This is a genomic window from Denitromonas iodatirespirans, assembly GCF_018524365.1.
Lineage (GTDB): Bacteria > Pseudomonadota > Gammaproteobacteria > Burkholderiales > Rhodocyclaceae > Nitrogeniibacter > Nitrogeniibacter iodatirespirans.
In genome coordinates, this window is the sequence record NZ_JAEKFT010000034.1 from 26,170 (window position 1) to 49,338 (window position 23,169).

A 23,169-nucleotide genomic window follows, 5' to 3' on the forward strand; every position below is an offset into this window, starting at 1 on the left:
TCAGGTGACGGGGGGCGCGCCGCGTTCAGGACGCCGTGTTGCCGTCGAAGAAGCGCTCGCGCAGCTCGGCCAGGCCGAGGGTGTCGAGCAGCTCGGCCAGGCGTTCGGCCGGGCGGCGACGGGGTAGGTCTTTGAACGTGGCGATGATCAGCTCGTTCTTCATCGAATGCTCCCAGCCGACCAGCTCGGTCACGCTCACCTGATAGCCGTGGCTTTCCAGCTGCAGGCAGCGCAGCACATTGGTGGCATGGCTGCCGAATTCGCGGGTGTGGATGGGGTGGCGCCACAGCTCGGTGATGCTGTTCTTGAGCGCCTGCTGCTTGTGCTTGCGCAGCACCGAGGCGACCTCGGCCTGACAGCAGGGCACCAGCACGATGTGACGGGCGTGTTTTGCCAGCGCGAAGCGGATCGCGTCGTCGGTGGCGGTGTTGCAGGCATGCAGGGCGGTGACGATATCGATCTGCTCAGGCAGCTGTTCGGCGGTGATCGACTCGGCCACCGACAGGTTGTAGAAGCGCATGCCGGCCGAAAAACCGAGCTTGTCGGCCAGGCGGCGCGAGCTCGCGACCAGCTCGTCGCGGGTCTCGACGCCGTAGATCTTGCCGGCGCTGGCTTGTGCCTTGAAGAACAGGTCGTAGAGGATGAAGCCGAGGTAGGACTTGCCGGCGCCATGGTCGACCAGCTGGATGTCGGGCCGCGCGGCCAGCGACTCGGCCAGCAGCGGCTCGATGAAGTGGTAGAGGTGATAGACCTGCTTGAGCTTGCGTCGGCTGTCCTGGTTCATCTTGCCGTCGCGGGTGAGGATGTGCAGGTGCTTGAGCAGCTCGACGGACTGCTCGGGATGGATTTCGGGATGCGATGACATGGACGGAACTCGGGGGCGCAGGAGGGCGATTCTACCGCGCCCGGCGTTTGTCCACCGGCAGCTCTTGAAAGCGGGGCGGGGTGCCCCCATCTGGATGCCGTCCATTTCCTGAGTCACGGAGAGTCACCGATGTCCGACGCGCCCAGCGCCCAAGCAGAAAAAATGAACTTCCAGGCCGAGGTGAAGCAGCTGCTGCACCTGATGATCCACTCGCTGTATTCCAACCGCGAGATCTTCCTGCGCGAGTTGATTTCCAACGCCTCCGACGCCTGCGACAAGCTGCGCTTCGAAGCGCTCGACAAGGCCGAGCTGTTCGAAGGCGACGGCGACCTGAAGATCCGCATCCGCTTCGATGCCGAGGCCAAGACCGTCACCGTCTCCGACAACGGCATCGGCATGAGCCGCGACGAGGTCGTCACCAACCTCGGCACCATCGCCAAGTCCGGCACCAAGGAGTTCTTCGGTCAGCTGACCGGCGACCAGAAGAAGGACGCGCACCTGATCGGCCAGTTCGGCGTGGGCTTCTACTCCGCCTTCATCGTCGCCGACCGCGTCACCGTGCGCACCCGCCGGGCCGGTCTGGCCAGCACCGACGGCGTGATGTGGGAATGCGCCATGACCGGCGACACCGCCGGCGAATACCAGGTGGCACCGCTCGACAAGGCCGATCGCGGCACCGAGATCACCTTGCACCTGCGCGACGGCCAGGAAGACCTGCTCAGCGGCTGGAAGCTGCGCGAACTGGTGCGCAAATACTCCGACCACATCGTCCAGCCCATCGTGATGACGAAGGAGAAATGGGACGAGGAGAAGGGCAAGCAGGTACCCACCGACGAGGACGAGACCGTCAACCAGGCCAATGCCCTGTGGGCGCGCCCGCGCAACGAGATCACCGACGACGAGTACAAGGCCTTCTACAAGCATGTCGGCCATGACTTCCAGGAGCCGCTGGCGTGGACCCACGCCAAGGTCGAGGGCCGTCACGAATACACCCAGCTGCTCTACATCCCCGGCAACGCGCCTTTCGACCTGTGGGACCGCAACGCCCGCCACGGCATCAAGCTGTACGTGCGCCGCGTGTTCATCATGGACGACGCCGAGAAGCTGATGCCGATGTACCTGCGCTTCGTGCGCGGGGTGGTCGATTCGGCCGACCTGCCGCTCAACGTGTCGCGCGAGATCCTGCAGGAGTCGAAGGACATCGACGCCCTGCGCGCTGGCTGCACCAAGAAAGTGCTCGGCCTGCTCGAAGACCTGGCCAAGAACGACGCCGAGAAATACACCACCTTCTGGAAGGCCTTCGGCAAGGTGCTCAAGGAAGGCGTGGGCGAGGATTCGGCCAACCGCGAGAAGATCGCCGGCCTGCTGCGCTTCGCCTCCACGCAGGCCGACACGCCGGAGGAGACCGTCACGCTGGCCGACTACATCGGCCGCATGAAAGAAGGCCAGGAGAAGATCTACTACGTCACCGCCGAGACCTTCAACGCCGCCAAGAACAGCCCGCATCTGGAGGTGTTCCGCAAGAAGGGCATCGAAGTGCTGCTGCTCTCCGACCGGGTGGACGAGTGGGTGATCGGCTACCTCACCGAGTTCGACGGCAAGGCGCTGCAGTCGGTGGCCAAGGGCGGCGTCGACCTCGGTGCGCTCGAAGACGAAGCCGAGAAGCAGGAAGTCGAGAAGCTGGCCGACGAGTACAAGGACCTGCTCGAACGCGTCAAGACCAGCCTCGGCGAGCGGGTCAAGGATGTGCGCGTGACGCATCGCCTGACCGATTCGCCCGCCTGCCTGGTGGCCGACGAGCACGACATGGGCATGAACCTGGCGCGCATCCTCAAGGCCGCCGGCCAGGAGGCCCCGTCGAGCCAGCCGATCCTCGAACTCAATCCGACCCATCCGGCGGTGCAGCGTCTCAACACCGAGACCGAGCATTTCGACGACTGGGCCGCGGTGCTGTTCGACCAGGCCCTGCTGGCCGAAGGCGGCACGCTCGACGACCCGGCCACCTTCGTCAAGCGCACCAACGCCTTGATGCTGGCGCTGAGCGGCACGCAGTAAACTCCAAGCCGACCCCGAGGGGTCGGCGATGGCGCATCCCGACTGCCCCGGCGTGCCTTCATCGGCGCCGGGGCAGTGTTCGTCAACGGCGGCTGCGACGACGGGCGATGACGCCCATCATGCCCAGGCCGGCCAGCATCAATGCGTAGGACTCCGGCTCCGGCACTGCCGCCGCGAACTGGATGGTGGCATGGTCCGGCGCGCTGATGCGCAGGTCGTCGATCCAGAAATCGGTGCGGTCGTTGCCGCCGACGGTCATGCTGTAGAGCCGGGCCTCGATGACCAGACCGTCGGTGGCGCCACCGTCGAAGGTCCAGGTATTGCTCAGTTCGCTCCAGCCGCTACCATCCGTGTAGGTGTTGCTGCCGCCGGCCGACTTGACATAGCTGTTGATGTCGGCGGCGTCGGCATAGTGCCCCCAGATGCGCAGCGACGGGTTGGTGCCGGCCGAACTGTCATAGCCCCAGAAGCTGGCGCTGACCAGATCGCCCGCTTGCAGGCCGGTCACGAATGCGAGATAGGCCTGCGGCGTGCCGCTGAGTGGCGCCTCCGCCACATGCAGGAAGCGGCTGCCCGAACGCGCGCCGCTCACGCCGTAGCTGCTGTCGCCGTCGCTGCCGGACTGCGGGCCGCTGACATTGGTGGCGTCGGCCAGGTTGCCGAAGCTGCCGAGAATCGTGCCGACGCCATCCTCCCAGCCATAGTCGAGGATCTGGAGGGCGTGGGCCTGGCTGGTGGCGAGCGCTACACCAGCGGCGATCAGGGTTTTGACGAGCATGAAAAGTCTCCTGCGAAATCGTGGGATCGAACGGGCTGTTCCGGTGCAGTCATCCTCCCGTAGGCGCTTTTCAGGCATATACGCGTCGGGCCGGGCGCCGATGGCTCCATCGGACTAATCGCCGCGCCGCGAATGTCATATGCTCTTGTCTTTGTCGCTGAGCGATGGGGTGGATAGCTCCATCGGATCATCACGTGGCCGGGACGGCGCAGCCCCTGTGTCATCCTGTGGCGCTCAAATGGCGATTTCTTGTTCGATCAGGAGTGTTGAATGTTTCCGTTCCGCTTGAAGCCGCTCGTTGGGGCCTGCCTGCTGTGTGTTGGCGCCTCATCCCATGCCCTGACGATTGGCGAGATTCAGGGCGAAAGCCACCTGTCCGCCTACCAGGGGCAAACCGTCGGTGGAGTCGACGGCATCGTCACGGCCGTCGATGCGCGGGGTTTCTGGATGCAGGATGTCATCCCGGACGGCAACGCGCTGACTTCGGACGGACTCTATGTGTTCACCAACAGCCGCGGACGCCCGACGGTCGGCGATCGTGTGCTGGTGAGCGGCCGGGTGGATGAATACCGGCCCGGCGGCGCAGCGAACAACCTGACCATCACCGAGTTGAACACCAGCTTCGGCGCGCATGCCTGGACGCTGCAGTCGCGTGGCAATGCCTTGCCCGCGGCGATCCAGCTCGGCAATGCGGGCCTGTTGGCGCCCACCACGTCCATAGCACCCGACGTAGGCAATGTGGAAACGAGCGGCCATCGTCTGGCGCCGAGCCTGTACGCCATGGATTTCTACGAAAGCCTGGAGGGCATGCGGGTCAGCATGGCGTCGGCCGCCGTGGTGGGGCCGAACGCCAAATTCGGCGAGATCGCGGTGATCTCGCACGACCAGCTTGGGGCCACGCTGAGCAACGCCCGAGGGGTCGCCACCGTGCAGAGCGACAACTTCAATCCGCACCGGCTGATTGTGGACGATGCGCTGCGCAGCACACCGATCGTCAATGTCGGCGATTCGCTGGCGAACGTGACCGGCGTGATGCACTACAGCTTCTCGAACTACAAGCTGAACCTGACCGACGCGCCCAGCGTGACCCACGGCAATCTGCTGCCGGAAGCGGTCACGCCGGTGGCGCCGAACCGCCTCGCCATCGCCTCATACAACGTCGAAAACCTCGCTGGCAACGCCGCACAGTCGCGCTTCGACAGCATTGCCGGCCAGATCGTCGGCAATCTCGGTTCGCCGCAGCTCATCGCCCTGCAGGAAGTGCAGGACAACAACGGTGCGACGGACAACGGCACCACGGCCGCGGACCAATCGCTCGATCGCCTGACCCAGGCCGTTCGCGACGCCGGTGGCCGCGACTATGGCTACGTGGTGATCGACCCGCTCGACAAGGCCGATGGCGGCCAGCCGGGCGGCAACATCCGCAACGCCTTTCTGTACGACAAAAGCGTGGTCAGCTTCGCCGGTGGGCTAGGCGGAGCGACCGACGCCATCGGTGTGCTGCCCGACGGCAGCCTGACGCTCGACGCTGGCCGGGTCGATCCGGGCAATGCGGCCTTCGTCGACAGCCGCAAGCCGCTGGCCGCGCAGTTTCGGATCAACGGCGAAAACTTCATCTTGGTGAACAACCACTTCAGCTCGAAGGGCGGCGATGAGCCGCTGTTCGGGCCGGATCAGGCGCCCGAGCGCGGCAGCGAAGCGGCACGCCTCGAGCAGGCGCAGGCGGTGGCCGATTTCGTCGGCGACCTGCTGGCAGCCGACGCCGGTGCGCGGGTGATCGTGCTGGGCGACCTGAACGACTTTCAGTTCGCGGACACGCTGGCGCCCTTGAGCGCCGCGGGGCTGCTCAATCTGACCGATACCCTGCCGGAAGGCGAACGCTACACCTACATTTACGAGGGCAACGCGCAGGCGCTCGATCACATGTTCGTGTCGGCGGCCTTGCTGGCCGACGGTTCGCTGAGCTACGACATCGTCCATGCCAATGCCGAGTTCGCCGGCCAGATCTCGGATCACGATCCGCTGCTTCTGACCCTCGCCATGCCGGTCCCCGAGCCGGAAACCTACGCGCTGATGGTGATGGGTCTGGGCGTGCTGGGCGCTGTCGCAGGTCGCCGCAGGGCGCAGCGCTGAGCGCTCAGGTCGGGCGCGGCGAGTCGGCCGCCCGGGGGGCGTCTTCTGCGCTACCTGGCGGTGGGGCGGGGTCGGCGGAGACGGTTTCCGGCTCGATGTCGCTGGAGGCTCCGCCGCCTTTGCGCTCCTTCTCCTCGTGGGTCAGGCGCTTGAGCATGTCGATGGCCAGCGCGTCGTAGAGCGGCACCGGCGCCACCGAACGCGAAAAGCCCTGAGCCACCACCGCGGCGCCCATCAGGGGCATCAGCATCTGGTGGTTGGCGGTCATTTCCATGACGATGACGAAGGACGTGATCGGCGACTGCGTGATGCCGGCCAGGAAAGCCACCGTGCCCAATACCAGGATGGCAGGGTTATGGTCGATGCCGAGCATCAATGCCACATTGGCACCCAGGCCCGCGCCAATGGCCAGCGCCGGTGCGAAGATCCCGCCCGGGATGCCGCTGATGAAGGCGATCCAGATCACCAGCGCCTTGGCGAACATGAAATACACCGGCAGGTCGGCGGTGCCTTCGAGTGCTGCTTTGGACTCGGCATAGCCGGTGCCCCAGGTCATACCGCCGGTGCTCAGGCCGATGATGGCAGTGGCGAGGCCACAGGCCGCGGCAAAGGCGACCGGGCGTTCGCGCTTGAACTGCCCCATGCGGCCGGGCAGGCCACGGGACGAGGCGATCAACAAGCGGGTGGAGATGCCGCCGGCCAAACCGCCGAGCACGCCGCACAGCAGTACCGGCCACAGACCATCGGGCCAGCCGACCGCGGCCGGCGTACGGCCGAAGTAGGTGTAGTTGCCGAGGGTGGCGAGCGACATCAGACCGGCGAAGATGACGGCGACCAGCGTCGTGCTGTTGGCGCGGAAGGCGCGGTAGCGCGACAACTCTTCGATGGCGAACATGATGCCACCGAGCGGGGTGTTGAAGGCCGAGGCGACACCAGCACCGCCGCCGGCGACGATCAGGTCGCGGGTCGGGGCGATGCGGCCGTTCTTTCGCTTGCCGCTGATCAGATTGAGGATCGACGCGCCGACTTGCACCGTCGGGCCCTCGCGGCCGATCGAGGCGCCGCTGAGCAAGCCGATCAGGGTGAGGACGATCTTGCCGAAGATGTTGCGCACCGACAGCAGGCGATTGCGGATGGCGCTGTCTTCGGTCAGTGATGCGGCGATGGCCTGGGGGATGCCGCTGCCTTCGCAGCCGGGGAAGAACCGCCGGGTCAGCCAGCAGATGAGCGCGAAGCCCGCGGGCGCGATGAACAGGCTCGACCACCACGCCAGATGCACGGTTTCCCGGTGGATTTCGATCGCCAGATCGGCGCCGATGGCAAACACGATGGCCGCCAGGCCGGCCAGCAGGGTGACGCTGACGAGAAGGAGCCGGTTCTGCCATCGCCCGAAGGAGAGCCAGGGCATGGCGAAACGGACGCTGTGACGGGTCAGATGATGGAAAAAGCGGCCTATGCCGCGGGGCGGGTCACCGGGAGAGCCGTTGTTCGGCATGTTATTTGTGAAAAGCGCCGGATGATGGGAAAGGTGGGAGCGGTCAACCTTAACACGCCGGGCCGGTAAATTTCATGCACTTTGGGGCTGGAATCGGCTCCCGGCAAGGATCTTGACGGGAGCTCGTGCGCATTCTATGCAGATATTACGTGCTCATGGCCAGCCACACTGCGGTGCCAGCCAGCGCGATACCCATCACGCCGTCGAAGGTGCGCCGGTGAGCTGGGTCGGCCAGGCGCCGGCGGATCGACGAGCCGGCGGCCGCCCAGCAGGCAATGCACGGCAGGTTGACCAGCGCTGCGACCAGCGCCACCCGTGCGATGGCCGCCTCCGGGGTCGTGTCGGTGGGCAGAAAGGCGGCGTTGATGGTCAGCGCCATCATCCAGGCCTTGGGATTGATCCATTGGAACAAGGCCGCGCCGATGAAGCTGAGCGGTTGGCCGGCGCCACTGCGCTCGCCACCACGGGCCGGTTTGAGCAATTGCAAGGCCAGCCACAGGAGATAGCCGACGGCCAGGATCCGCATGGCAAACGTGAGGGCAGGGGACTGGTGCATCAGCGTGGCGATGCCGGTGCCGACCAGGGCGATCTGGACACACAGCCCGATGCTGATGCCCAGCATATGCGGCACGGTGGCCCGAAACCCCGCGCTGGCCCCGGCGGTGGCGAGCATGATGTTGTTCGGGCCGGGGGTGATCGAGGCGACGACGACGAAGCTGAGCAGGGGCAGAAGGTCAAGCATGGGGAGGCCTGTGGCATTGGAGCATGCTTGCAGTGTGGGCGTTCGAGGCGACGAACGCCCTTCAAGCTTTGTCCGGCCACGTCGATATTGGCATGGTGCAAACGCCGGCACAGTTTGATGTTTGGCGGATTGGGCGAGTTGGGTTAGAGTTTTGGCCATACGCACCGGTATGGATCGGTGTCTGTTCGGCCTGTGTCTTTGTGGAGATGAAAATGGAAATCAGGAAAATCGGCGTCGTCGGATCGGGCACCATGGGCAACGGCATTGCCCAGGCCTTTGCGGTGTCTGGGGTGAACGTGGTGATGACCGACATCGCGCAGGCGGCGCTCGACAAGGCCGTGACGACGATCTCCGGCAGTCTCGACCGGCTGATCAAGAAAGAGAAGATGACCGCTGAGGCCAAAGACGCCGCCCTGGCGCTGGTGAGCACCTCGACCGATCTGGCTGCGCTGGCGGACTGCGATCTGATCATCGAGGCGGCGACCGAGAATCTCGATATCAAGCTCAAGTTGTTCGGCCAGCTCGACCAGATCGCCCGCGCCGACGCGGTGCTGGCCTCCAACACCTCGTCGATCTCGATCACCAAGCTGGCCGCCGCGACCGGCCGGCCGTCGCAGGTGATCGGCATGCACTTCTTCAACCCGGTGCCGATGATGGCGCTGGTCGAGCTGATCCGTGGGTTGCAGACCAGCGACGAGAGCTACGCAATCGCCGAAGCGGCGGTGGTCAAGGTGGGCAAGACGGCGGTGCAGGTGCGCAACAGCGCCGGCTTCGTGGTCAATCGCATGCTGTGCCCGATGATCAACGAGGCCATCTTCACGCTGCAGGAAGGCCTGGCGTCTGCCGAGGAAATCGACACCGCGATGAAGCTCGGCGCCAACCACCCGATCGGCCCGCTCGCGCTGTGCGACCTGATCGGCCTGGATGTGCAGCTGGCGGTCATGCAGGTGTTGTTCGAGGGCTTCAAGGATCCGAAATACCGTCCGGCGCCGTTGCTGGTCGAGATGGTCGAGGCCGGCTATCTCGGCCGCAAGACCGGCAAGGGCTTCTTCGTCTACTGAGATTGTCGACGCCTATGAATTCGCCCGGCGCCATGCCGGGCGATGCCTGTGTCACAAACGTATTGTCGTAATCCGCTATCATCTCGCCATATTTGACGCTGCACACTCGTGCGGCTGTTCTATGGAGTGATTGATGCAGTTACAGCCTGTCATCCTGTCCGGGGGATCCGGCACCCGGCTCTGGCCCCTGTCGCGGGAGCAGTATCCCAAGCAGCTCCTTGCGCTCGCCGGCGCAGAAACCATGTTGCAGGCCACCGCCTTGCGCCTCGACGGTCTGTCGGGCGAGTGCACCGTGGCCGAGCGGCCGATGGTGGTGTGCAACGAAGACTACCGTTTCATGACCGCCGAGCAGTTGCGTGCCATCGGCAAGGCCAGCGACCGCATCATTCTCGAACCGGCCGGCCGCAACACCGCCCCGGCGCTGACGTTGGCCGCCTTGGCGGCGATTGCCGACGGTGAGGATCCGCTGCTGCTGGTGATGCCGGCCGATCACGTGATCGGCGAACGCGAGGCCTTTCAGCAGGCCGTGGTGGTCGGCGCCCGCATGGCGGCGCAGGGGGCCATGGTGAGCTTCGGCATCGTGCCCGAGCGCGCCGAAACCGGCTACGGCTACATCCGCTGCGGCGCCGACTACGCCGAGGGCGTACGCATGATCGCCGAGTTCGTCGAAAAACCCGATGTGTCCACGGCCGAGCGCTATCTGGCCAGCGGCGACTACCTGTGGAACAGCGGCATCTTTCTGGTGCGGGCAGGCGTGTGGCTTCGTGCCATGGCCCAGCTTCAGCCGGAGATCCTGAACGCCTGCGAAAGCGCGATGCGTGGATGTCGGCGCGATTCGGATTTCATTCGGGTCGATGCCCAGGCGTTTGCCGCCTGCCCGTCGGATTCCATCGACTACGCGGTGATGGAGCATCTGCCGACGCGGGCAGATGTGGGCATTCCCGGCGTGGTCGTGCCGCTGGCCGCCGCTTGGTCGGATCTGGGCGCGTGGGACGCGCTATGGCAGATCGCCGAGAAGGACGGCCAGGGCAACGTCGGGCAGGGCGACGTGTTGTTCGAGGATGTGCACGGCACGCTGGCCATCGCTACCGACCGCATGGTGGCCTGCGTCGGCGTGCGCGACCTGGTGGTGGTCGAGACGCCGGATGCGGTGATGGTGCTGGACAAATCGCGCACCCAGGATGTGAAGAAGATCGTCGCGCGGCTGAAGGCGGAACTGCGGCCGCAAGCCAGCGCGCATCGCAAGATCCAGCGGCCGTGGGGGTATTACGATTCGATCGATAGCGGCGATCGTTTCCAGGTCAAGCGCATCGTGGTCAATCCGGGCGCCTCGCTCAGCTTGCAGATGCACCATCATCGGGCCGAGCATTGGATCGTGGTAACGGGTACGGCGCGCGTCACGCGCGGTGACGAGACCTTCCTGCTCAGCGAGAACCAGTCCACCTATATTCCGCTGGGGACCACCCACCGGCTGGAGAACCCGGGGCGCCTGCCGCTGGAGATGATCGAAGTGCAGTCGGGCAGCTACCTGGGCGAAGACGACATCGTCCGCTTCGAGGATTCCTACGGGCGGCAGTGAACGTTGTCGGGGGACTCGTCGGTCGGGTCGGTGACAAAGCCGAAACGGCCGGCCACCTCGCGGCGGAGAATCGGCGAGAGCGGCACCCAGCCGCTCGCCAGGGCAATGCCCGCATCGGCGGGCCAAGCGCCTGCATCGAGCAGGGCGGCCGGATCGACGGCGTCGCCGGCCTGGGTCTGAAAGCTTTCGATCGCCTGGGCCAAGTCTGCATCATGGAGCAGGCCGACGCTCCCGTCGGCACAGCTGATCAACAGATGGCCCGCTTCGTCGAGCCAGGCCGCCGACGGGGTGTCGACGGCAGCGCCGGTGTGGGTGCTCAGCGTGCCCTCGGCGGCCAGGCGGAACACCCACGGGGTGTATGCCAGCGATACGAACACCTGCTGCGGCCCGTTCTGAAAATACCAGCGGCCCGCTGCGTCGGCCAGGTAGTTGCGGCCGATGAAGGCCGCCAGCCCGGCGTGCCGCACCGGCGTGTCGGCCACGCGCCACTGGCCGCGGGCATCGAGCGACAGCCAGCCGAAAACGGCCGGCACCGCCGGCCATTTCGCCATCGCCGCCCGGACGGCATCATCCATCGCGGCGGACGGTCACCACAGCTGCCACCAGGGCTTGTCGCTTTGCGGGCCGCCGCTCAGGTAGATGCTGTTCGGGAAGTTCTGGTTCAGCACGCGTGCCGCGTCGTCCCGCAGCTGGGTCATGCCGAGTTTGTCGTAAGCCTGCGTGAGGAGGTACAGCGCTTCCTCGGTGGCCGGCGTCTGGGGGTAGGACGTCAGTGCCGTTTGCGCACGGTTGGCCGATGCCAGATACGCGCCGCGCTTGAAGTAGTAGCGCGCCACGTGAACTTCGTATTGTCCGAGCGCGTTGACCAGATACTGCATGCGCTGCCGTGAATCATCCGCGTAGCGGCTGTCGGGGAAGCGCTGGACCAGTTCGCGGAAGGTGTCGAACGCCTCTTGCGACGCGCGCGGGTCGCGTTCGCTCAAGTCCTGGTTGGCCAAACTGCCCAGCAAGCCGAGGTCTTCGTTGAAATTGACCAAGCCTTTCAGATAGTAGGCGTAGTCCACGTTGGGGTGGTTGGGGTGCAGCTTGATGAAGCGATCGCAGGCGGCCAGCGCCGAGGCTGTTTCGTTCGACTTGTAATAGGCGTAGGCGACCTCGAGTTGGGCTTGTTGCGCGTAGCGCCCGTAGGGGTAGCGCGCTTCGAGCTTTTCGAACATCTGGATCGCACGCTCGTACCCGCCGTCCGACATGGACTCCTTGGCTTCCGAATACAGCCGTTGCGCGTTCCATCCGGCGGTCTCGTCGTACTCGTCGGGTGTGGCACTGCAGCCGGCCAGCAACAGGGCGCCGATTACCGCTAAACTGCGAAGGGTGATTTTGGCCATCGAAAACGCTCTTGTCTCTTGTGATTAATCGCGCGGATTATAGCGCAGACCCCGACGTGGATCCGGATCTGCCACTGATTGTTCCGGACGCTTGCGCCGGCATGCGGATCGACCAGGTGCTGGCTCAGCTGCTGCCGGACCAATCCCGCAATCGCCTGCAATCCTGGGTGCGCGAAGGGCGTGTGCTGGTCGATGACCGCGAGGTGCCGCCCAAGTTTCGCGTGCGCGGTGGTGAGGGGCTGCTCATCGATGTGCCGCCGCCGCCCGAGGCGGTGGCCGACGCGCCCGAAGCCATCGATCTGACGGTGGTTTTCGAAGACGCTTCGTTGATCGTCATCAACAAGCCGGCCGGCCTGGTGGTGCATCCGGGCAGCGGCAACTGGCAGGGAACCTTGCTCAACGCCTTGCTGTTTCATTGCCCGGCATTGTCGCGCGTGCCGCGCGCCGGCATCGTGCATCGGCTCGACAAGGACACCAGCGGCCTGCTGGTGGTGGCCAAGACCCTGGCGGCGCAAACCGATCTGGTGCGCCAGTTGCAGGCCCGGTCGGTCCATCGGGTCTACCTGGCGCTGGCTCATGGTGCGATTGCTGCCGGCGGTACCGTGGATGCGCCGATCGGCCGCCATCCCACACAGCGCACCCGCATGGCGGTGGTCGGGCAGGGGCGCGATGCCGTCACGCACTACACGGTGGTCAGCCGCTTCGCCGATTGCACGCTGGTGCGTTGCCGGCTCGAAACCGGTCGTACGCACCAGATCCGGGTCCACATGGCCCACATCGGTCACCCCTTGGTGGGCGATCCGGTCTATGGCAAGCGTCGCTGCCTCGATCCGATTCTGCAGGCCTTTCCCCGTCAGGCACTGCATGCCACGCAGCTTGGCCTGATTCATCCGGTCAGCGGCGAAGCGATGTCCTGGGAGGCGCCCATGCCCGATGACATGCAGACGCTGATCGCCTCGCTGGGAGATGCGGCACCATGAATCCAGACCACTGGATCGTCCCCGATTGGCCGGCTCCCGCGCGTGTTCGGGCTTTGATGACGACCCGTGCCGGTGGCGTCAGTTCGGGGGGCTTCGCCAGTCTCAATCTTGGCGATCATGTCGGCGACGATCCGCTGGCCGTCGCCGAAAACCGGCGGCGGGTGACCGAGGCGCTGCCGGGATCTCCCGTCTGGCTCAATCAGGTGCACGGGGTCGATGTGGTGGTGGCGGACGAAACCAGTACGGGCGCGACGGCCGACGCGTCGCTGACCCGGCGCGAATCGACGGTGTGTGCCGTGATGACGGCCGACTGCCTGCCGGTGTTGTTCTGCGATGTCGGGGGGCGGGTCGTCGCCGCGGCCCATGCGGGATGGCGGGGCCTTCACGCGGGTGTGCTCGAGCGCACGGTGTCGGCGCTCGGGGTGCCGCCCGCTGAGGTGATGGCGTGGCTGGGGGCGGCGATCGGCCCGGAGGCCTTCGAGGTGGGCGACGAGGTGCGCGCCGCCTTTGTCGGCGAGCGCGCATCGGCCGCCGCGGCGTTCAAGCCGGGGAGCGAGCGGGGCAAGTGGCTGGCCGATCTTTTCCTTCTGGCCCGTCAGCGACTTGCGGCATGTGGCGTGACACGGGTCTATGGCGGCGGAATGTGCACCGTCAGTGATCCGCGGCGGTTTTTCTCCTATCGTCGCGACGGCCAGACCGGCCGGATGGCCGCCATGGTGTGGCTGTCTTGAGCCTTGGCCATTGCGTTCCGAATGAACGATTTGGTGCCATCTGCATGCCTGAAACCATTGCGTGGTGTGCCTGTGGCGATTGCGCGATGGCGCGGCACGGGTATTATTGATTCCGGTCGGATTCGTTTGGCTGTGCCGCGGAGTCGATGTCGTCGTCTTTTTCGCGTAGTTTACGGCGACGGGCCGGCGTGCCGAACAACCAGAGAAACAGGCTCATTGGTAGCAGACCCAGAAAAACAAAGGTGAGCACGCCCCCGACCACCGTCGTGTCGGTGATGGCAGCCAGCAAGGCCACGTAGAGCCAGGCGATTGCGATGATGTACATCGTGCGATTGTAGCCGCCCTTCGTGGTCCTCGCCGACGGCCGGGCGGATGGTTCCCGAGGAGAAGGAATGACAGACAGCAAGACGCCCACGTTCCCCAACGTGACCGAGATGTTCAAGTTCGGCGAGCAGTTTGCCAAGCAGTTCTTCGATGTGGTGGGCAAGCATGGCGAATCGCTCAAGCATGCCGGCGGGCGCATTCCACTGCCTGAGACCGAGGCGATGTCCACCCTGCAACAGGACTTCGCGCGTCGCCACGCGCAATTGTGGTCGCACATGCTGCAGCGCCAGCCCGGTAGTAGCGCCGAGCCGCTGGTGCCCGCTCCTCGGGGGGATCGCCGCTTCTCGTCGGAAGCCTGGCAGGAAAGCCCGATGTACGACTATCTGCGCCAGGCTTATCTGCTCAATGCGGAATATCTGAATCAGGTAGCAGACGCTCTGCCGGTCGCCGACGGACGCGCCAAGGCACGCCTGCAGTTCCTGACGCGCCAGTATGTCGATGCGCTGGCGCCGAGCAATTTCGCGGCGACCAATCCCGAGTTCATCAAGAAGGCGCTGGAGACCAAGGGCGAGAGTATCTCGGCTGGTATCCAGAATCTGCTGGCCGACATGGAGAAGGGCCGCATCTCGATGACCGACGACGAGGCCTTCGAGGTGGGCCGAAATCTGGCCACCACGCCGGGGACGGTCATCTACGAGAACGCGCTGATGCAGCTGATCCAGTATTCGCCGCTGACCGACAAGGTCGCCACGAATCCGCTGCTGATCGTGCCGCCGTGCATCAACAAGTTCTACATCATGGACTTGCAGCCGCACAACTCGCTGGTCCGTTTCATTGTCGAGCAAGGATTCACGGTATTCCTGGTGTCATGGCGGAACCCGAAGGGCGATCTGGCACACGCGAGCTGGGACGACTATCTCGAGCAGGGGCCGCTGGCGGCGCTCGACGTTGTCCGGCAGGTTACCGGTGTCAAGAAGCCCAACGTGCTGGGATTCTGTGTCGGCGGCACCTTGCTGACCTCGGCGCTGGCCGTGGCCAGAGGGCGCGGCGAGGATCCAGTCGAGAGCCTGACGCTGATGACCACCTTGCTCGACTTCGCCGATGCCGGAGAATTGGGCTGCCTGGTGGATGAAACCTCGGTGGCTGCGCGTGAAGCGACCATCGGCAAGGGCGGGCTGCTGCCCGGGCAGGAACTGGCCAACGTGTTTTCGGCGCTGCGCGCCAACGATCTGGTGTGGCAGTATGTCGTTGGCAACTATCTGAAGGGCGACAAGCCCGCGGCGTTCGATCTGTTGTACTGGAATTCCGACAGCACCAACTTGCCCGGGCCGTTCCTGTCCTGGTATCTGCGGAACATGTACCTGGAGAACAACCTGCGTGTGCCTGGGCGACTGAAGATGCTCGGGGTCAAGGTCGATCTGGGCAAGGTGGATGTCCCTGCGTATTTGCTGGCGGCCCGGGAAGACCATATCGTGCCGTGGCAGAGCGCCTATCTCGCGCGCAAGCTGCTGGGAGGCGAAACGACGTTCGTGCTCGGCGCCAGTGGCCACATCGCTGGCGCCATCAATCCGGCCAGCAAGAATCGGCGCAGTTTCTGGACGGGCGATGGGCAGTCCGCAGCGCCGGAAGAATGGCTGGAAGGCGCGGAGGAGCAGCCCGGCAGCTGGTGGTTGCACTGGATCGAGTGGCTCAAGAAGCGCGGAGGCAAGACCATTGCCGCGCGGGGCCGGTTGGGGAATGCGACCTATCAGGCCATCGAGCCGGCACCGGGGCGCTATGTGAAGGAGAAGTCCTGAGCCGCACGGGGTCAGGGCCAGAGTTTCAGCTCGGCAGGGACAAAGGGGCGCTGCCGGGCGTGTGTGCGAAGCCCCTGCGAAACGAAGGGAGAGGAGAGAAATATGGCGCGTATTGCACTGGTAACGGGTGGTATGGGTGGCTTGGGCGAAGCGGTTTGCATCAAGCTGGCGGCCCTCGGCTATCGCGTGGTCACGACCCATTCGCCCGGAAACAACAAGGCGGCGGAGTGGCTGCAGTCAATGAACGGCATGGGCTATGGCTTCCGTGCCGTGCCGTGTGACGTATCCGATTTCGATTCGGCCAAGGAATGCGTGGCCCGCGTGACGGCGGAAGTCGGCCCAGTCGATGTCTTGGTCAACAACGCGGGAATCACCCGCGACATGACCTTCAAGAAAATGACCAAGGCCGACTGGGATGCCGTGATCAGCACCAACCTCGATAGCGTCTTCAACATGACCAAGCAGGTCATCGATGGCATGGTCGAGCGCAAGTGGGGCCGGGTGATCAACGTGTCGTCGGTGAACGGCCAGAAGGGCGCGTTTGGCCAGACCAACTATTCGGCAGCGAAGGCCGGCATGCATGGCTTCACCAAGGCGTTGGCGCTTGAAGTCGCGCGCAACGGCGTGACCGTCAATACCATCTCGCCGGGGTATATCGGCACCAAGATGGTGATGGCGATCCCGCAGGAGATTCTAGACTCCAAGATTCTTCCGCAGATTCCGATCAGCCGCTTGGGCAAGCCGGAAGAGATCGCAGGCCTGGTTGCCTACTTGTCGTCCGAAGAGGCGGCGTTCGTCACGGGCGCGAACATTTCCATCAACGGTGGACAGCACATGTTCTGACGGGCTGCTGCCGGTTGTCGAGCAAGGCGCACTTCGGTGCGCCTTCTTTTTTGTAGATTTATGGTGCAGTGCAATATTCCTTTCGTTTTAGGCTTATAATCCGGCCAAGGCATATCGTGCATTGCGCAATCGGATGTGACAGCTTGCGTACGGCGGCGGCGCGGATGCCCAAGTCATCGATAAGTGAGATAAGGGGTTGATTATGACCAAGAAGATCGCATTGGTTACCGGCGCAATGGGCGGGCTCGGGACTGCGATTTGCCAAGCGTTTGCCAAGGATGGCATGACGGTGGTGGCAAACTGTCTGCCGGGGTTTGCGGAAAAGGATGCCTGGCTGGACAAACAGAAGGCGCTGGGTTTTGATTTCCTGGTCGCGGAAGGGGATGTGTCCGACTACGACTCATGCAAGGTGATGGTCGACAAGATCGAAGCGGACATCGGTCCGGTCGATGTGTTGGTGAACAACGCCGGCATTACCCGCGACAAGTTTTTCCCGAAGATGGAAACCGGTCAGTGGCAGGCCGTCATCAATACCAACCTGAACAGCCTGTTCAACGTCACGCACCACATCTCGCCGAAAATGGCCGAGCGCGGCTGGGGTCGGATCATCAACATCTCGTCGGTCAACGGCGTCAAGGGGCAGGCCGGCCAGACCAACTACTCGACCGCCAAGGCCGGCGTGCTGGGCTTCACCAAGGCGCTGGCGCAGGAGCTGGCAACCAAGGGTGTGACGGTCAACGCCATCGCGCCGGGCTACATCGCGACCGACATGGTGATGGCGATTCGCGAAGACGTGCGCCAGGCCATTACCGACACCGTGCCGATGAAGCGTCTGGGCAAGCCGGAAGAGATCGGCGGCCTGTGCGCCTACCTGGCATCGGAGATGGCCGGTTACATCACCGGCTCGACGGTGAACATCAATGGCGGTTTGCACATGGCGTAATTGCCGCATTGCGAAAAGCATCACGGCAAACCCCGTCTTAGGGCGGGGTTTTTCTTTGCGCGCCGCGGTATAATCGGCGCGAGAGTGGGACATCCACCCACCGCGTGGAGACGAACACAATGCCAGACCAAGTGCGACTGATTAAGAAATATCCGAACCGCCGCTTGTACGACACCCGTACCAGTTCCTACATCACGCTCTCGGACGTGAAGGATTTGGTGCTGGCCAACGACGACTTCCAGGTGGTCGACGCCAAGACCGGCGATGATCTGACCCGCGGGATCCTCCTGCAGATCATCCTTGAAGAAGAGGCCGGCGGCGCGCCGATGTTCACCAGCGATCTGCTCTCCCACATGATCCGTTTCTACGGCAATGCGATGCAGGGCATGATGGGCAAGTACCTGGAGAACAACATCAAGGCCTTTACGGACATGCAGCTCAAGCTGCAGGACCAGGCGCGTTCGATCTACGGCGAAAACAGCCCGATCAGCCAGGACTTGTGGGCGCAGTTCCTGAATTTCCAGGGACCGGCCATGCAGAGCATGATGGGCGCCTATATGGAACAGAGCAAGAAGATGCTCACCCAGATGCAGGAGCAGGTCGAGAGCCAGACGCGCAACCTGTTTTCCGGTTTCCAGTTCCCCAATTATTCGCAGAATCCCCAGCAGCCCAATGGCGATGTCGCTGTGGATCCGCGCAAGACGAGTAACAGCAAGAAGTGAACCTGCACCAGAGTACTGTTTGTCGGAGTGAGTTGCGATGAGCCACTCCATTCCGAGGGTCGGATTCGTCAGCCTGGGGTGCCCCAAGGCCACGGTTGATTCCGAACACATCCTGACGCGCCTGCGCGCCGAGGGCTACGAGATCTCGGGCAGCTACGACGACGCGGAACTTGTCGTGGTCAATACCTGTGGATTCATTGATGCGGCGGTTGCCGAGTCGCTGGATGCCATCGGTGAGGCCTTGTCGGAAAACGGCCGGGTGATCGTCACCGGTTGCCTGGGCGCCAAATCCGATGTGATTCTCGATGCGCACCCCCAGGTCCTGGCCGTGACTGGTCCGCATGCCACCGAAGAGGTGATGCAGGCCATTCATGCCCATGTACCCAAGCCGCACGATCCTTTCGTCGACCTCGTGCCGCCGCAGGGCATCCGCCTGACGCCGAAGCACTATGCGTATCTGAAGATCTCCGAAGGCTGCAACCATCGGTGTACCTTCTGCATCATCCCGTCGATGCGCGGCGATTTGGTCAGCCGTCCGATCGGCGATGTGCTGCGCGAGGCCGAGAAACTGGCGGAGGCGGGGGTCAAGGAGTTGCTCGTCATCTCCCAGGACACCAGCGCCTACGGCGTCGATGTCAAATACCGCACCGGCTTTTGGGGCGGTCGGCCGGTCAAGACGCGCTTGCTCGACTTGGCCAAAGCGCTCGGTGAGTTGGGTATCTGGGTGCGGATGCACTATGTGTATCCCTACCCGAGCGTGGACGACTTGATACCGCTGATGGCCGAGGGGCATGTCCTCCCGTATCTCGATGTGCCGTTCCAGCATGCCAGCGCTGGCGTTTTGAAAGCGATGCGTCGTCCGGCCAGCGCCGAGAACGTGCTTGAGCGCGTCAAGAAGTGGCGCAGCATCTGCCCCGACCTGACCATCCGGTCCACCTTCATCACCGGTTTTCCGGGAGAGACCGAGGCGGATTTCGAAGAGCTGCTGCGTTTCCTCGAAATGGCCGAACTCGATCGGGTCGGCGCCTTCGCCTATTCGCCGGTCGAAGGGGCGGCCGCCAATGCGCTGGACAACCCGGTGCCGGAAGCGGTCAGGGAATCGCGCCGGGCGCGCCTGATGGCCTTTCAGGAGGACATCAGCACGCAACGGCTCGAAGCCAAGATCGGCCGGGAGATGACCGTTCTGATCGACGATGTCGATGAAGACGGCGCCATTGCGCGCTCGCCCGGCGATGCGCCGGATATCGATGGCCTGGTGTACATCCCGGGTGCGGATCATCTTGAAGTCGGGACCTTTGCCCAGGTACGCATCACTGATTGCGACGTTCACGATCTCTACGCCGATCTGTTGCAGGATCCTCTTCCGCGCTAGACCGGTTCGGCGTGAGCGCGCTGACCCTGGAGGGGCCCGCCATGAAAAATGCCGAAGAATACGACAGCGAAGAACACGACCGCGGAAGCGACGGCCCGAAGATCGGGTTGGCGCTCGGCAGTGGCGCGGCGCGCGGGTGGGCGCATATCGGCGTCATCCGTGCGCTGCGACGTGAAGGAATATCTCCGGACGTCATCAGCGGCGCCTCGATCGGGGCCTTTGTCGGCGCTTCCGCCGCGACGGGTGGGTTCGAGGCGCTCGCGGGCTGGGTCGAGAAGCTGACCTGGCAGACCGTGGTGTCGTATCTCGATGTCAGTCTGAGAGGCGGGCTGATCAAGGGCGACCGGCTTATCGATTACTTCGAGCGTGAAGTGACCGGCCTGGGTTTCGACGAGTTGAAACTGCCCTTTGGCTGCGTTGCGACCGAGCTTCAGACCGGACGCGAAGTCTGGCTCAGAGAAGGCAGCGTGGCGCAGGCCGTGCGTGCGTCCATTGCCACACCGGGCCTGTTTACGCCAGTGGTACAGGGCGGTCGGGTGCTGGTCGATGGCGCCCTGGTCAATCCCGTGCCGGTGTCGCTGTGCCGGGCCATGGGAGCCGATATCGTGATCGCTGTCGATCTGGGCTCCGACATCGTCGGCCGCGCCCGGCGCCGCATGACGCGAAGCGTCAAACCGGTGGTGGACCCTGCAGCCGAGCGCAGTTGGGCAGAGCGCCTGCTCGATCGTTTCGGCCTCAACGACGCACAAAAAGGCGATGACGAATTCTCCATGCTGGATGTGCTCAACACCAGTATCAACATCATGCAGGTGCGCATCGCACGCAGCCGTCTGGCCGGTGAACCGGCCGACGTATTGATTGCACCACGCGTCGGACAGGTCGGCCCCATGGACTACCATCGGGCGAAGGAGGCCATCGCCGAAGGCGAAGCCGCGGTAACCCGCATGATGCCCGCCATCCGCTATGCCCTGGGGCAGGAGAATGCCGAGCATGAAAAATGACGAATTTCTGGCGTGTCTGAGTGAGTGTGTCGGCGAGCGTCATGTCCTGACGCGAAGCGACGACATGGCGCCGTTTCTGACGGATTGGCGCGGCCGCTATACCGGCTCGGCGCATGCGGTGGTGCGCCCGGCCGACACCGCGCAGGTATCGGCGGTGGTTCGCTTGTGCCATGAACGCGGCGTCGGCGTGGTGCCGCAAGGCGGCAATACGGGCCTGTGCGGCGGTGCGACGCCGCGGCCGGGCGAGAATGTAATCGTCCTCTCGCTCAATCGCCTCAATGGCATCCGCCGGATCGACCCGGTCGACAACACGTTGGTGGCAGAGGCGGGATGTACGCTGGCCCAGATCCAGCAGGCAGCCGCGGGTGTTGATCGACTGTTTCCAATGTCCCTGGCCTCGGAGGGTAGCTGCCAGATCGGCGGAAATATCGCGACCAACGCCGGCGGCGTGCATGTCGTTCGCTACGGCAACATGCGCCAGCAAGTGCTCGGGCTGGAAGTGGTATTACCCGACGGCACTGTCTGGAACGGGCTGCGGACCCTGCTCAAGGACAACACCGGCTACGACCTCAAGCAACTGTTCATCGGCGCCGAGGGAACGCTTGGCGTCATCACGGCAGCGGCGCTACGCCTCGCGTCGCGTCCGCGTCAGCGTGTGGTGGCGTGGTTTGCCGTTACCGACCCGGTCGCTGCGCTGTCCTTGTTGGCAGCTGCGCGCGAACGCCTGGGAGAGCGTGTAAGCGCTTTCGAATTGATCGGTCGCAACGCGCTGGACGTTGTACTGAAACACATCCCGGGGGCGCGTGCGCCGCTTGAGGGGGGCGCCGATTGGTCGGTACTGCTCGAGGTGGCCGACGTGGCCCAGGAGACACCGCTCGATACGGTGCTCGAAAGCGTCGCTGCCGCCGCGTTCGAGGCCGGCTGGGTGGTCGATGCCGTGATCGCCGCCTCTCTGGCCCAATGCGAAGCTTTGTGGGCGCTGCGGGAAAACATCTCCGAGGCGCAACGTATCGAAGGGGTGAGCATCAAGCATGATGTGTCGCTGCCGGTCAGCGCCATTCCGGCCTTCCTGGCGGCAGCGGAAAAAACGCTCACCGATGCCTTTCCTTGGGTCCGTATCGTCGCCTTCGGTCATATGGGTGACGGCAATCTGCACTACAACATCTCCGCTGCGGATGCCGCTTCCAACGCTGCTCTGGTGGCGCAGACGGAAGTCGTCAATCGTTGTGTGCATGATCTCGTGGCCAGCTACGACGGATCGATTTCGGCCGAACACGGTATTGGCCAGCTCAAACGAGAGGAAATCGTGCGCTATAAGTCGGGGGTGGAACTCGACCTGATGCGTGCCATCAAGCATGCCCTGGACCCGCGCGATGTGATGAATCCGGGCAAGGTATTGCCCGAGGCATGAAACTTCCGAAAATCGCGTCACAAAGGGGTTTACAGCGCTTTAAACGTTACCTATAATGCGCGCTCTTTCGGGGGTATAGCTCAGCTGGGAGAGCGCTTGCATGGCATGCAAGAGGTCAGCGGTTCGATCCCGCTTACCTCCACCAAAGAACAAGGTCCCTATCGTCTAGAGGCCTAGGACACCGCCCTTTCACGGCGGCGACCGGGGTTCGAATCCCCGTAGGGACGCCAAGTTGCACGAAGGCTGCCAGAAGAACGGCAGCCTTTGATTTGACCGGTGGCACGGTCAAGACACCGAAAGGTGTGGAGTGGTAGTTCAGTTGGTTAGAATACCGGCCTGTCACGCCGGGGGTCGCGGGTTCGAGCCCCGTCCACTCCGCCAGAAACATTGCAATCGGCATGGCCGGTTGCTGCAAGCAGAGATGAAAAATCCGCTTGCTTGGGAGAAGTTGGAAAGCTAGAATAGCAGGCTCTTTCGGGGGTATAGCTCAGCTGGGAGAGCGCTTGCATGGCATGCAAGAGGTCAGCGGTTCGATCCCGCTTACCTCCACCAAAGAACAAGGTCCCTATCGTCTAGAGGCCTAGGACACCGCCCTTTCACGGCGGCGACCGGGGTTCGAATCCCCGTAGGGACGCCAAGTTGCACGAAGGCTGCCAGAAGAACGGCAGCCTTTGATTTGACCGGTGGCACGGTCAAGACACCGAAAGGTGTGGAGTGGTAGTTCAGTTGGTTAGAATACCGGCCTGTCACGCCGGGGGTCGCGGGTTCGAGCCCCGTCCACTCCGCCAGATATTTTGAAAGCGGGCGCCTAGGCGCCCGCTTTTTTCTTTGTGCGCCCAGCATGGGCGCACTCCTGCGGGTGCAAGTCCCGCCGTAAGTTGATCACAGCGAACGAAGTGAAGCGCAACTGCGCGAGGGCGACCGAGCGTGGGAAGGAAGCGTGGAGCATAAAC

20 protein-coding genes and 6 tRNA genes are annotated in these 23,169 nt (G+C 63.9%); 19 read left to right on the top strand and 7 right to left on the bottom strand.

Annotation, left to right across the window (positions count from 1 at the left end; translation table 11 throughout):
* Positions 1 to 25 precede the first annotated feature (25 nt).
* Positions 26 to 865 (bottom strand): class I SAM-dependent methyltransferase, encoded by an 840-nt coding sequence (locus I8J34_RS20845; RefSeq protein ID WP_214363569.1) that lies wholly within the window; start codon positions 863 to 865, stop codon positions 26 to 28.
* Positions 866 to 994: 129 nt separating this feature from the next.
* On the opposite strand from I8J34_RS20845, the gene htpG reads away from it, so the two are divergent.
* Positions 995 to 2,920, top strand: a complete 1,926-nt coding sequence (gene htpG, locus I8J34_RS20850) for a molecular chaperone HtpG (RefSeq protein ID WP_214363570.1) — start codon at positions 995 to 997, stop codon at positions 2,918 to 2,920.
* 82 nt (positions 2,921 to 3,002) lie between these two features.
* Here htpG and I8J34_RS20855 read toward each other — a convergent pair whose 3' ends face one another.
* The gene (locus I8J34_RS20855; protein WP_230411942.1) at positions 3,003 to 3,698 is read right to left on the bottom strand and encodes a PEP-CTERM sorting domain-containing protein; all 696 of its coding nucleotides are present in this window, start codon (positions 3,696 to 3,698) and stop codon (positions 3,003 to 3,005) included.
* A gap of 270 nt (positions 3,699 to 3,968) precedes the next feature.
* On the opposite strand from I8J34_RS20855, the gene I8J34_RS20860 reads away from it, so the two are divergent.
* Complete coding sequence (locus I8J34_RS20860; RefSeq protein WP_214363588.1) at positions 3,969 to 5,831, top strand: DUF8508 domain-containing protein; 1,863 nt, start codon at positions 3,969 to 3,971, stop codon at positions 5,829 to 5,831.
* Between the two features lie 4 nt (positions 5,832 to 5,835).
* On the opposite strand, the gene I8J34_RS20865 is transcribed toward I8J34_RS20860, so the two are convergent.
* Together I8J34_RS20865 and I8J34_RS20870 are read right to left on the bottom strand one after the other, a co-directional pair.
* On the bottom strand, positions 5,836 to 7,239 hold the full coding sequence (locus I8J34_RS20865; RefSeq protein WP_214363572.1) for a chloride channel protein: 1,404 nt from the start codon (positions 7,237 to 7,239) through the stop codon (positions 5,836 to 5,838).
* Between the two features lie 232 nt (positions 7,240 to 7,471).
* Entirely contained in the window at positions 7,472 to 8,068 is a 597-nt protein-coding gene (locus tag I8J34_RS20870; RefSeq protein WP_214363573.1) for a LysE family translocator, read from the bottom strand.
* A gap of 212 nt (positions 8,069 to 8,280) precedes the next feature.
* On the opposite strand from I8J34_RS20870, the gene I8J34_RS20875 reads away from it, so the two are divergent.
* On the top strand, positions 8,281 to 9,129 hold the full coding sequence (locus I8J34_RS20875; protein ID WP_214363574.1) for a 3-hydroxybutyryl-CoA dehydrogenase: 849 nt from the start codon (positions 8,281 to 8,283) through the stop codon (positions 9,127 to 9,129).
* A 133-nt stretch (positions 9,130 to 9,262) separates the two neighbouring features.
* Positions 9,263 to 10,708: a mannose-1-phosphate guanylyltransferase/mannose-6-phosphate isomerase gene (locus tag I8J34_RS20880; RefSeq protein ID WP_214363575.1), complete on the top strand. Its 1,446-nt coding sequence runs from the start codon at positions 9,263 to 9,265 to the stop codon at positions 10,706 to 10,708.
* Here I8J34_RS20880 and I8J34_RS20885 read toward each other — a convergent pair.
* Both I8J34_RS20885 and I8J34_RS20890 read right to left on the bottom strand, forming a co-directional pair.
* Positions 10,693 to 11,283 carry a DUF2946 family protein gene (locus I8J34_RS20885; protein ID WP_214363576.1) on the bottom strand — a complete coding sequence of 197 codons (591 nt, stop codon included), beginning with the start codon at positions 11,281 to 11,283 and terminating at the stop codon, positions 10,693 to 10,695. The two genes, I8J34_RS20880 and I8J34_RS20885, sit on opposite strands and share 16 nt — an antisense overlap.
* Before the next feature lie 12 nt (positions 11,284 to 11,295).
* Positions 11,296 to 12,093 carry an outer membrane protein assembly factor BamD gene (locus tag I8J34_RS20890; protein ID WP_214363577.1) on the bottom strand — a complete coding sequence of 266 codons (798 nt, stop codon included), beginning with the start codon at positions 12,091 to 12,093 and terminating at the stop codon, positions 11,296 to 11,298.
* Between the two features lie 56 nt (positions 12,094 to 12,149).
* Here I8J34_RS20890 and rluD point away from each other — a divergent pair, with 56 nt between their 5' ends.
* Together rluD and pgeF are read left to right on the top strand one after the other, a co-directional pair.
* Positions 12,150 to 13,073: a 23S rRNA pseudouridine(1911/1915/1917) synthase RluD gene (rluD, locus tag I8J34_RS20895; protein WP_255553136.1), complete on the top strand. Its 924-nt coding sequence runs from the start codon at positions 12,150 to 12,152 to the stop codon at positions 13,071 to 13,073.
* Positions 13,070 to 13,804, top strand: coding sequence for a peptidoglycan editing factor PgeF (gene pgeF / locus I8J34_RS20900; RefSeq protein WP_214363578.1), 735 nt, complete (start codon positions 13,070 to 13,072; stop codon positions 13,802 to 13,804). Before rluD ends, pgeF begins: the two co-directional genes overlap by 4 nt.
* A 103-nt stretch (positions 13,805 to 13,907) precedes the next feature.
* Here pgeF and I8J34_RS20905 read toward each other — a convergent pair whose 3' ends face one another.
* Positions 13,908 to 14,129, bottom strand: coding sequence for a hypothetical protein (locus I8J34_RS20905; protein WP_214363579.1), 222 nt, complete (start codon positions 14,127 to 14,129; stop codon positions 13,908 to 13,910).
* 109 nt (positions 14,130 to 14,238) lie between these two features.
* On the opposite strand from I8J34_RS20905, the gene I8J34_RS20910 reads away from it, so the two are divergent.
* The 13 genes from I8J34_RS20910 (at position 14,239) to I8J34_RS20970 (ending at position 23,004) form a co-directional block, all read left to right on the top strand.
* Positions 14,239 to 15,924, top strand: coding sequence for a PHA/PHB synthase family protein (locus I8J34_RS20910; protein ID WP_214363590.1), 1,686 nt, complete (start codon positions 14,239 to 14,241; stop codon positions 15,922 to 15,924).
* Between the two features lie 102 nt (positions 15,925 to 16,026).
* On the top strand, positions 16,027 to 16,767 hold the full coding sequence (locus I8J34_RS20915; protein WP_214363580.1) for a beta-ketoacyl-ACP reductase: 741 nt from the start codon (positions 16,027 to 16,029) through the stop codon (positions 16,765 to 16,767).
* Between the two features lie 202 nt (positions 16,768 to 16,969).
* Positions 16,970 to 17,710 carry a beta-ketoacyl-ACP reductase gene (locus I8J34_RS20920; RefSeq protein ID WP_214363581.1) on the top strand — a complete coding sequence of 247 codons (741 nt, stop codon included), beginning with the start codon at positions 16,970 to 16,972 and terminating at the stop codon, positions 17,708 to 17,710.
* Between the two features lie 119 nt (positions 17,711 to 17,829).
* The gene (gene phaR / locus I8J34_RS20925; protein WP_214363582.1) at positions 17,830 to 18,432 is read left to right on the top strand and encodes a polyhydroxyalkanoate synthesis repressor PhaR; all 603 of its coding nucleotides are present in this window, start codon (positions 17,830 to 17,832) and stop codon (positions 18,430 to 18,432) included.
* A gap of 37 nt (positions 18,433 to 18,469) precedes the next feature.
* A complete protein-coding gene (rimO, locus tag I8J34_RS20930) occupies positions 18,470 to 19,804 on the top strand; it encodes a 30S ribosomal protein S12 methylthiotransferase RimO (protein WP_214363583.1) in 1,335 nt (444 codons plus the stop codon).
* A gap of 41 nt (positions 19,805 to 19,845) precedes the next feature.
* Complete coding sequence (gene rssA / locus I8J34_RS20935; RefSeq protein WP_214363584.1) at positions 19,846 to 20,805, top strand: patatin-like phospholipase RssA; 960 nt, start codon at positions 19,846 to 19,848, stop codon at positions 20,803 to 20,805.
* Positions 20,795 to 22,216 (top strand): FAD-binding oxidoreductase, encoded by a 1,422-nt coding sequence (locus I8J34_RS20940; protein ID WP_214363585.1) that lies wholly within the window; start codon positions 20,795 to 20,797, stop codon positions 22,214 to 22,216. Before rssA ends, I8J34_RS20940 begins: the two co-directional genes overlap by 11 nt.
* 69 nt (positions 22,217 to 22,285) lie before the next feature.
* Positions 22,286 to 22,361 (top strand) — tRNA-Ala (locus I8J34_RS20945).
* Between the two features lie 9 nt (positions 22,362 to 22,370).
* A tRNA-Glu gene (locus I8J34_RS20950) sits at positions 22,371 to 22,446 on the top strand.
* Positions 22,447 to 22,520: 74 nt separating this feature from the next.
* A tRNA-Asp gene (locus I8J34_RS20955) sits at positions 22,521 to 22,597 on the top strand.
* Positions 22,598 to 22,692: 95 nt separating this feature from the next.
* A tRNA-Ala gene (locus I8J34_RS20960) sits at positions 22,693 to 22,768 on the top strand.
* Positions 22,769 to 22,777: 9 nt separating this feature from the next.
* Positions 22,778 to 22,853 (top strand) — tRNA-Glu (locus tag I8J34_RS20965).
* Between the two features lie 74 nt (positions 22,854 to 22,927).
* Positions 22,928 to 23,004, top strand: a tRNA-Asp gene (locus I8J34_RS20970).
* The last annotated feature ends 165 nt before the right edge of the window (positions 23,005 to 23,169 follow it).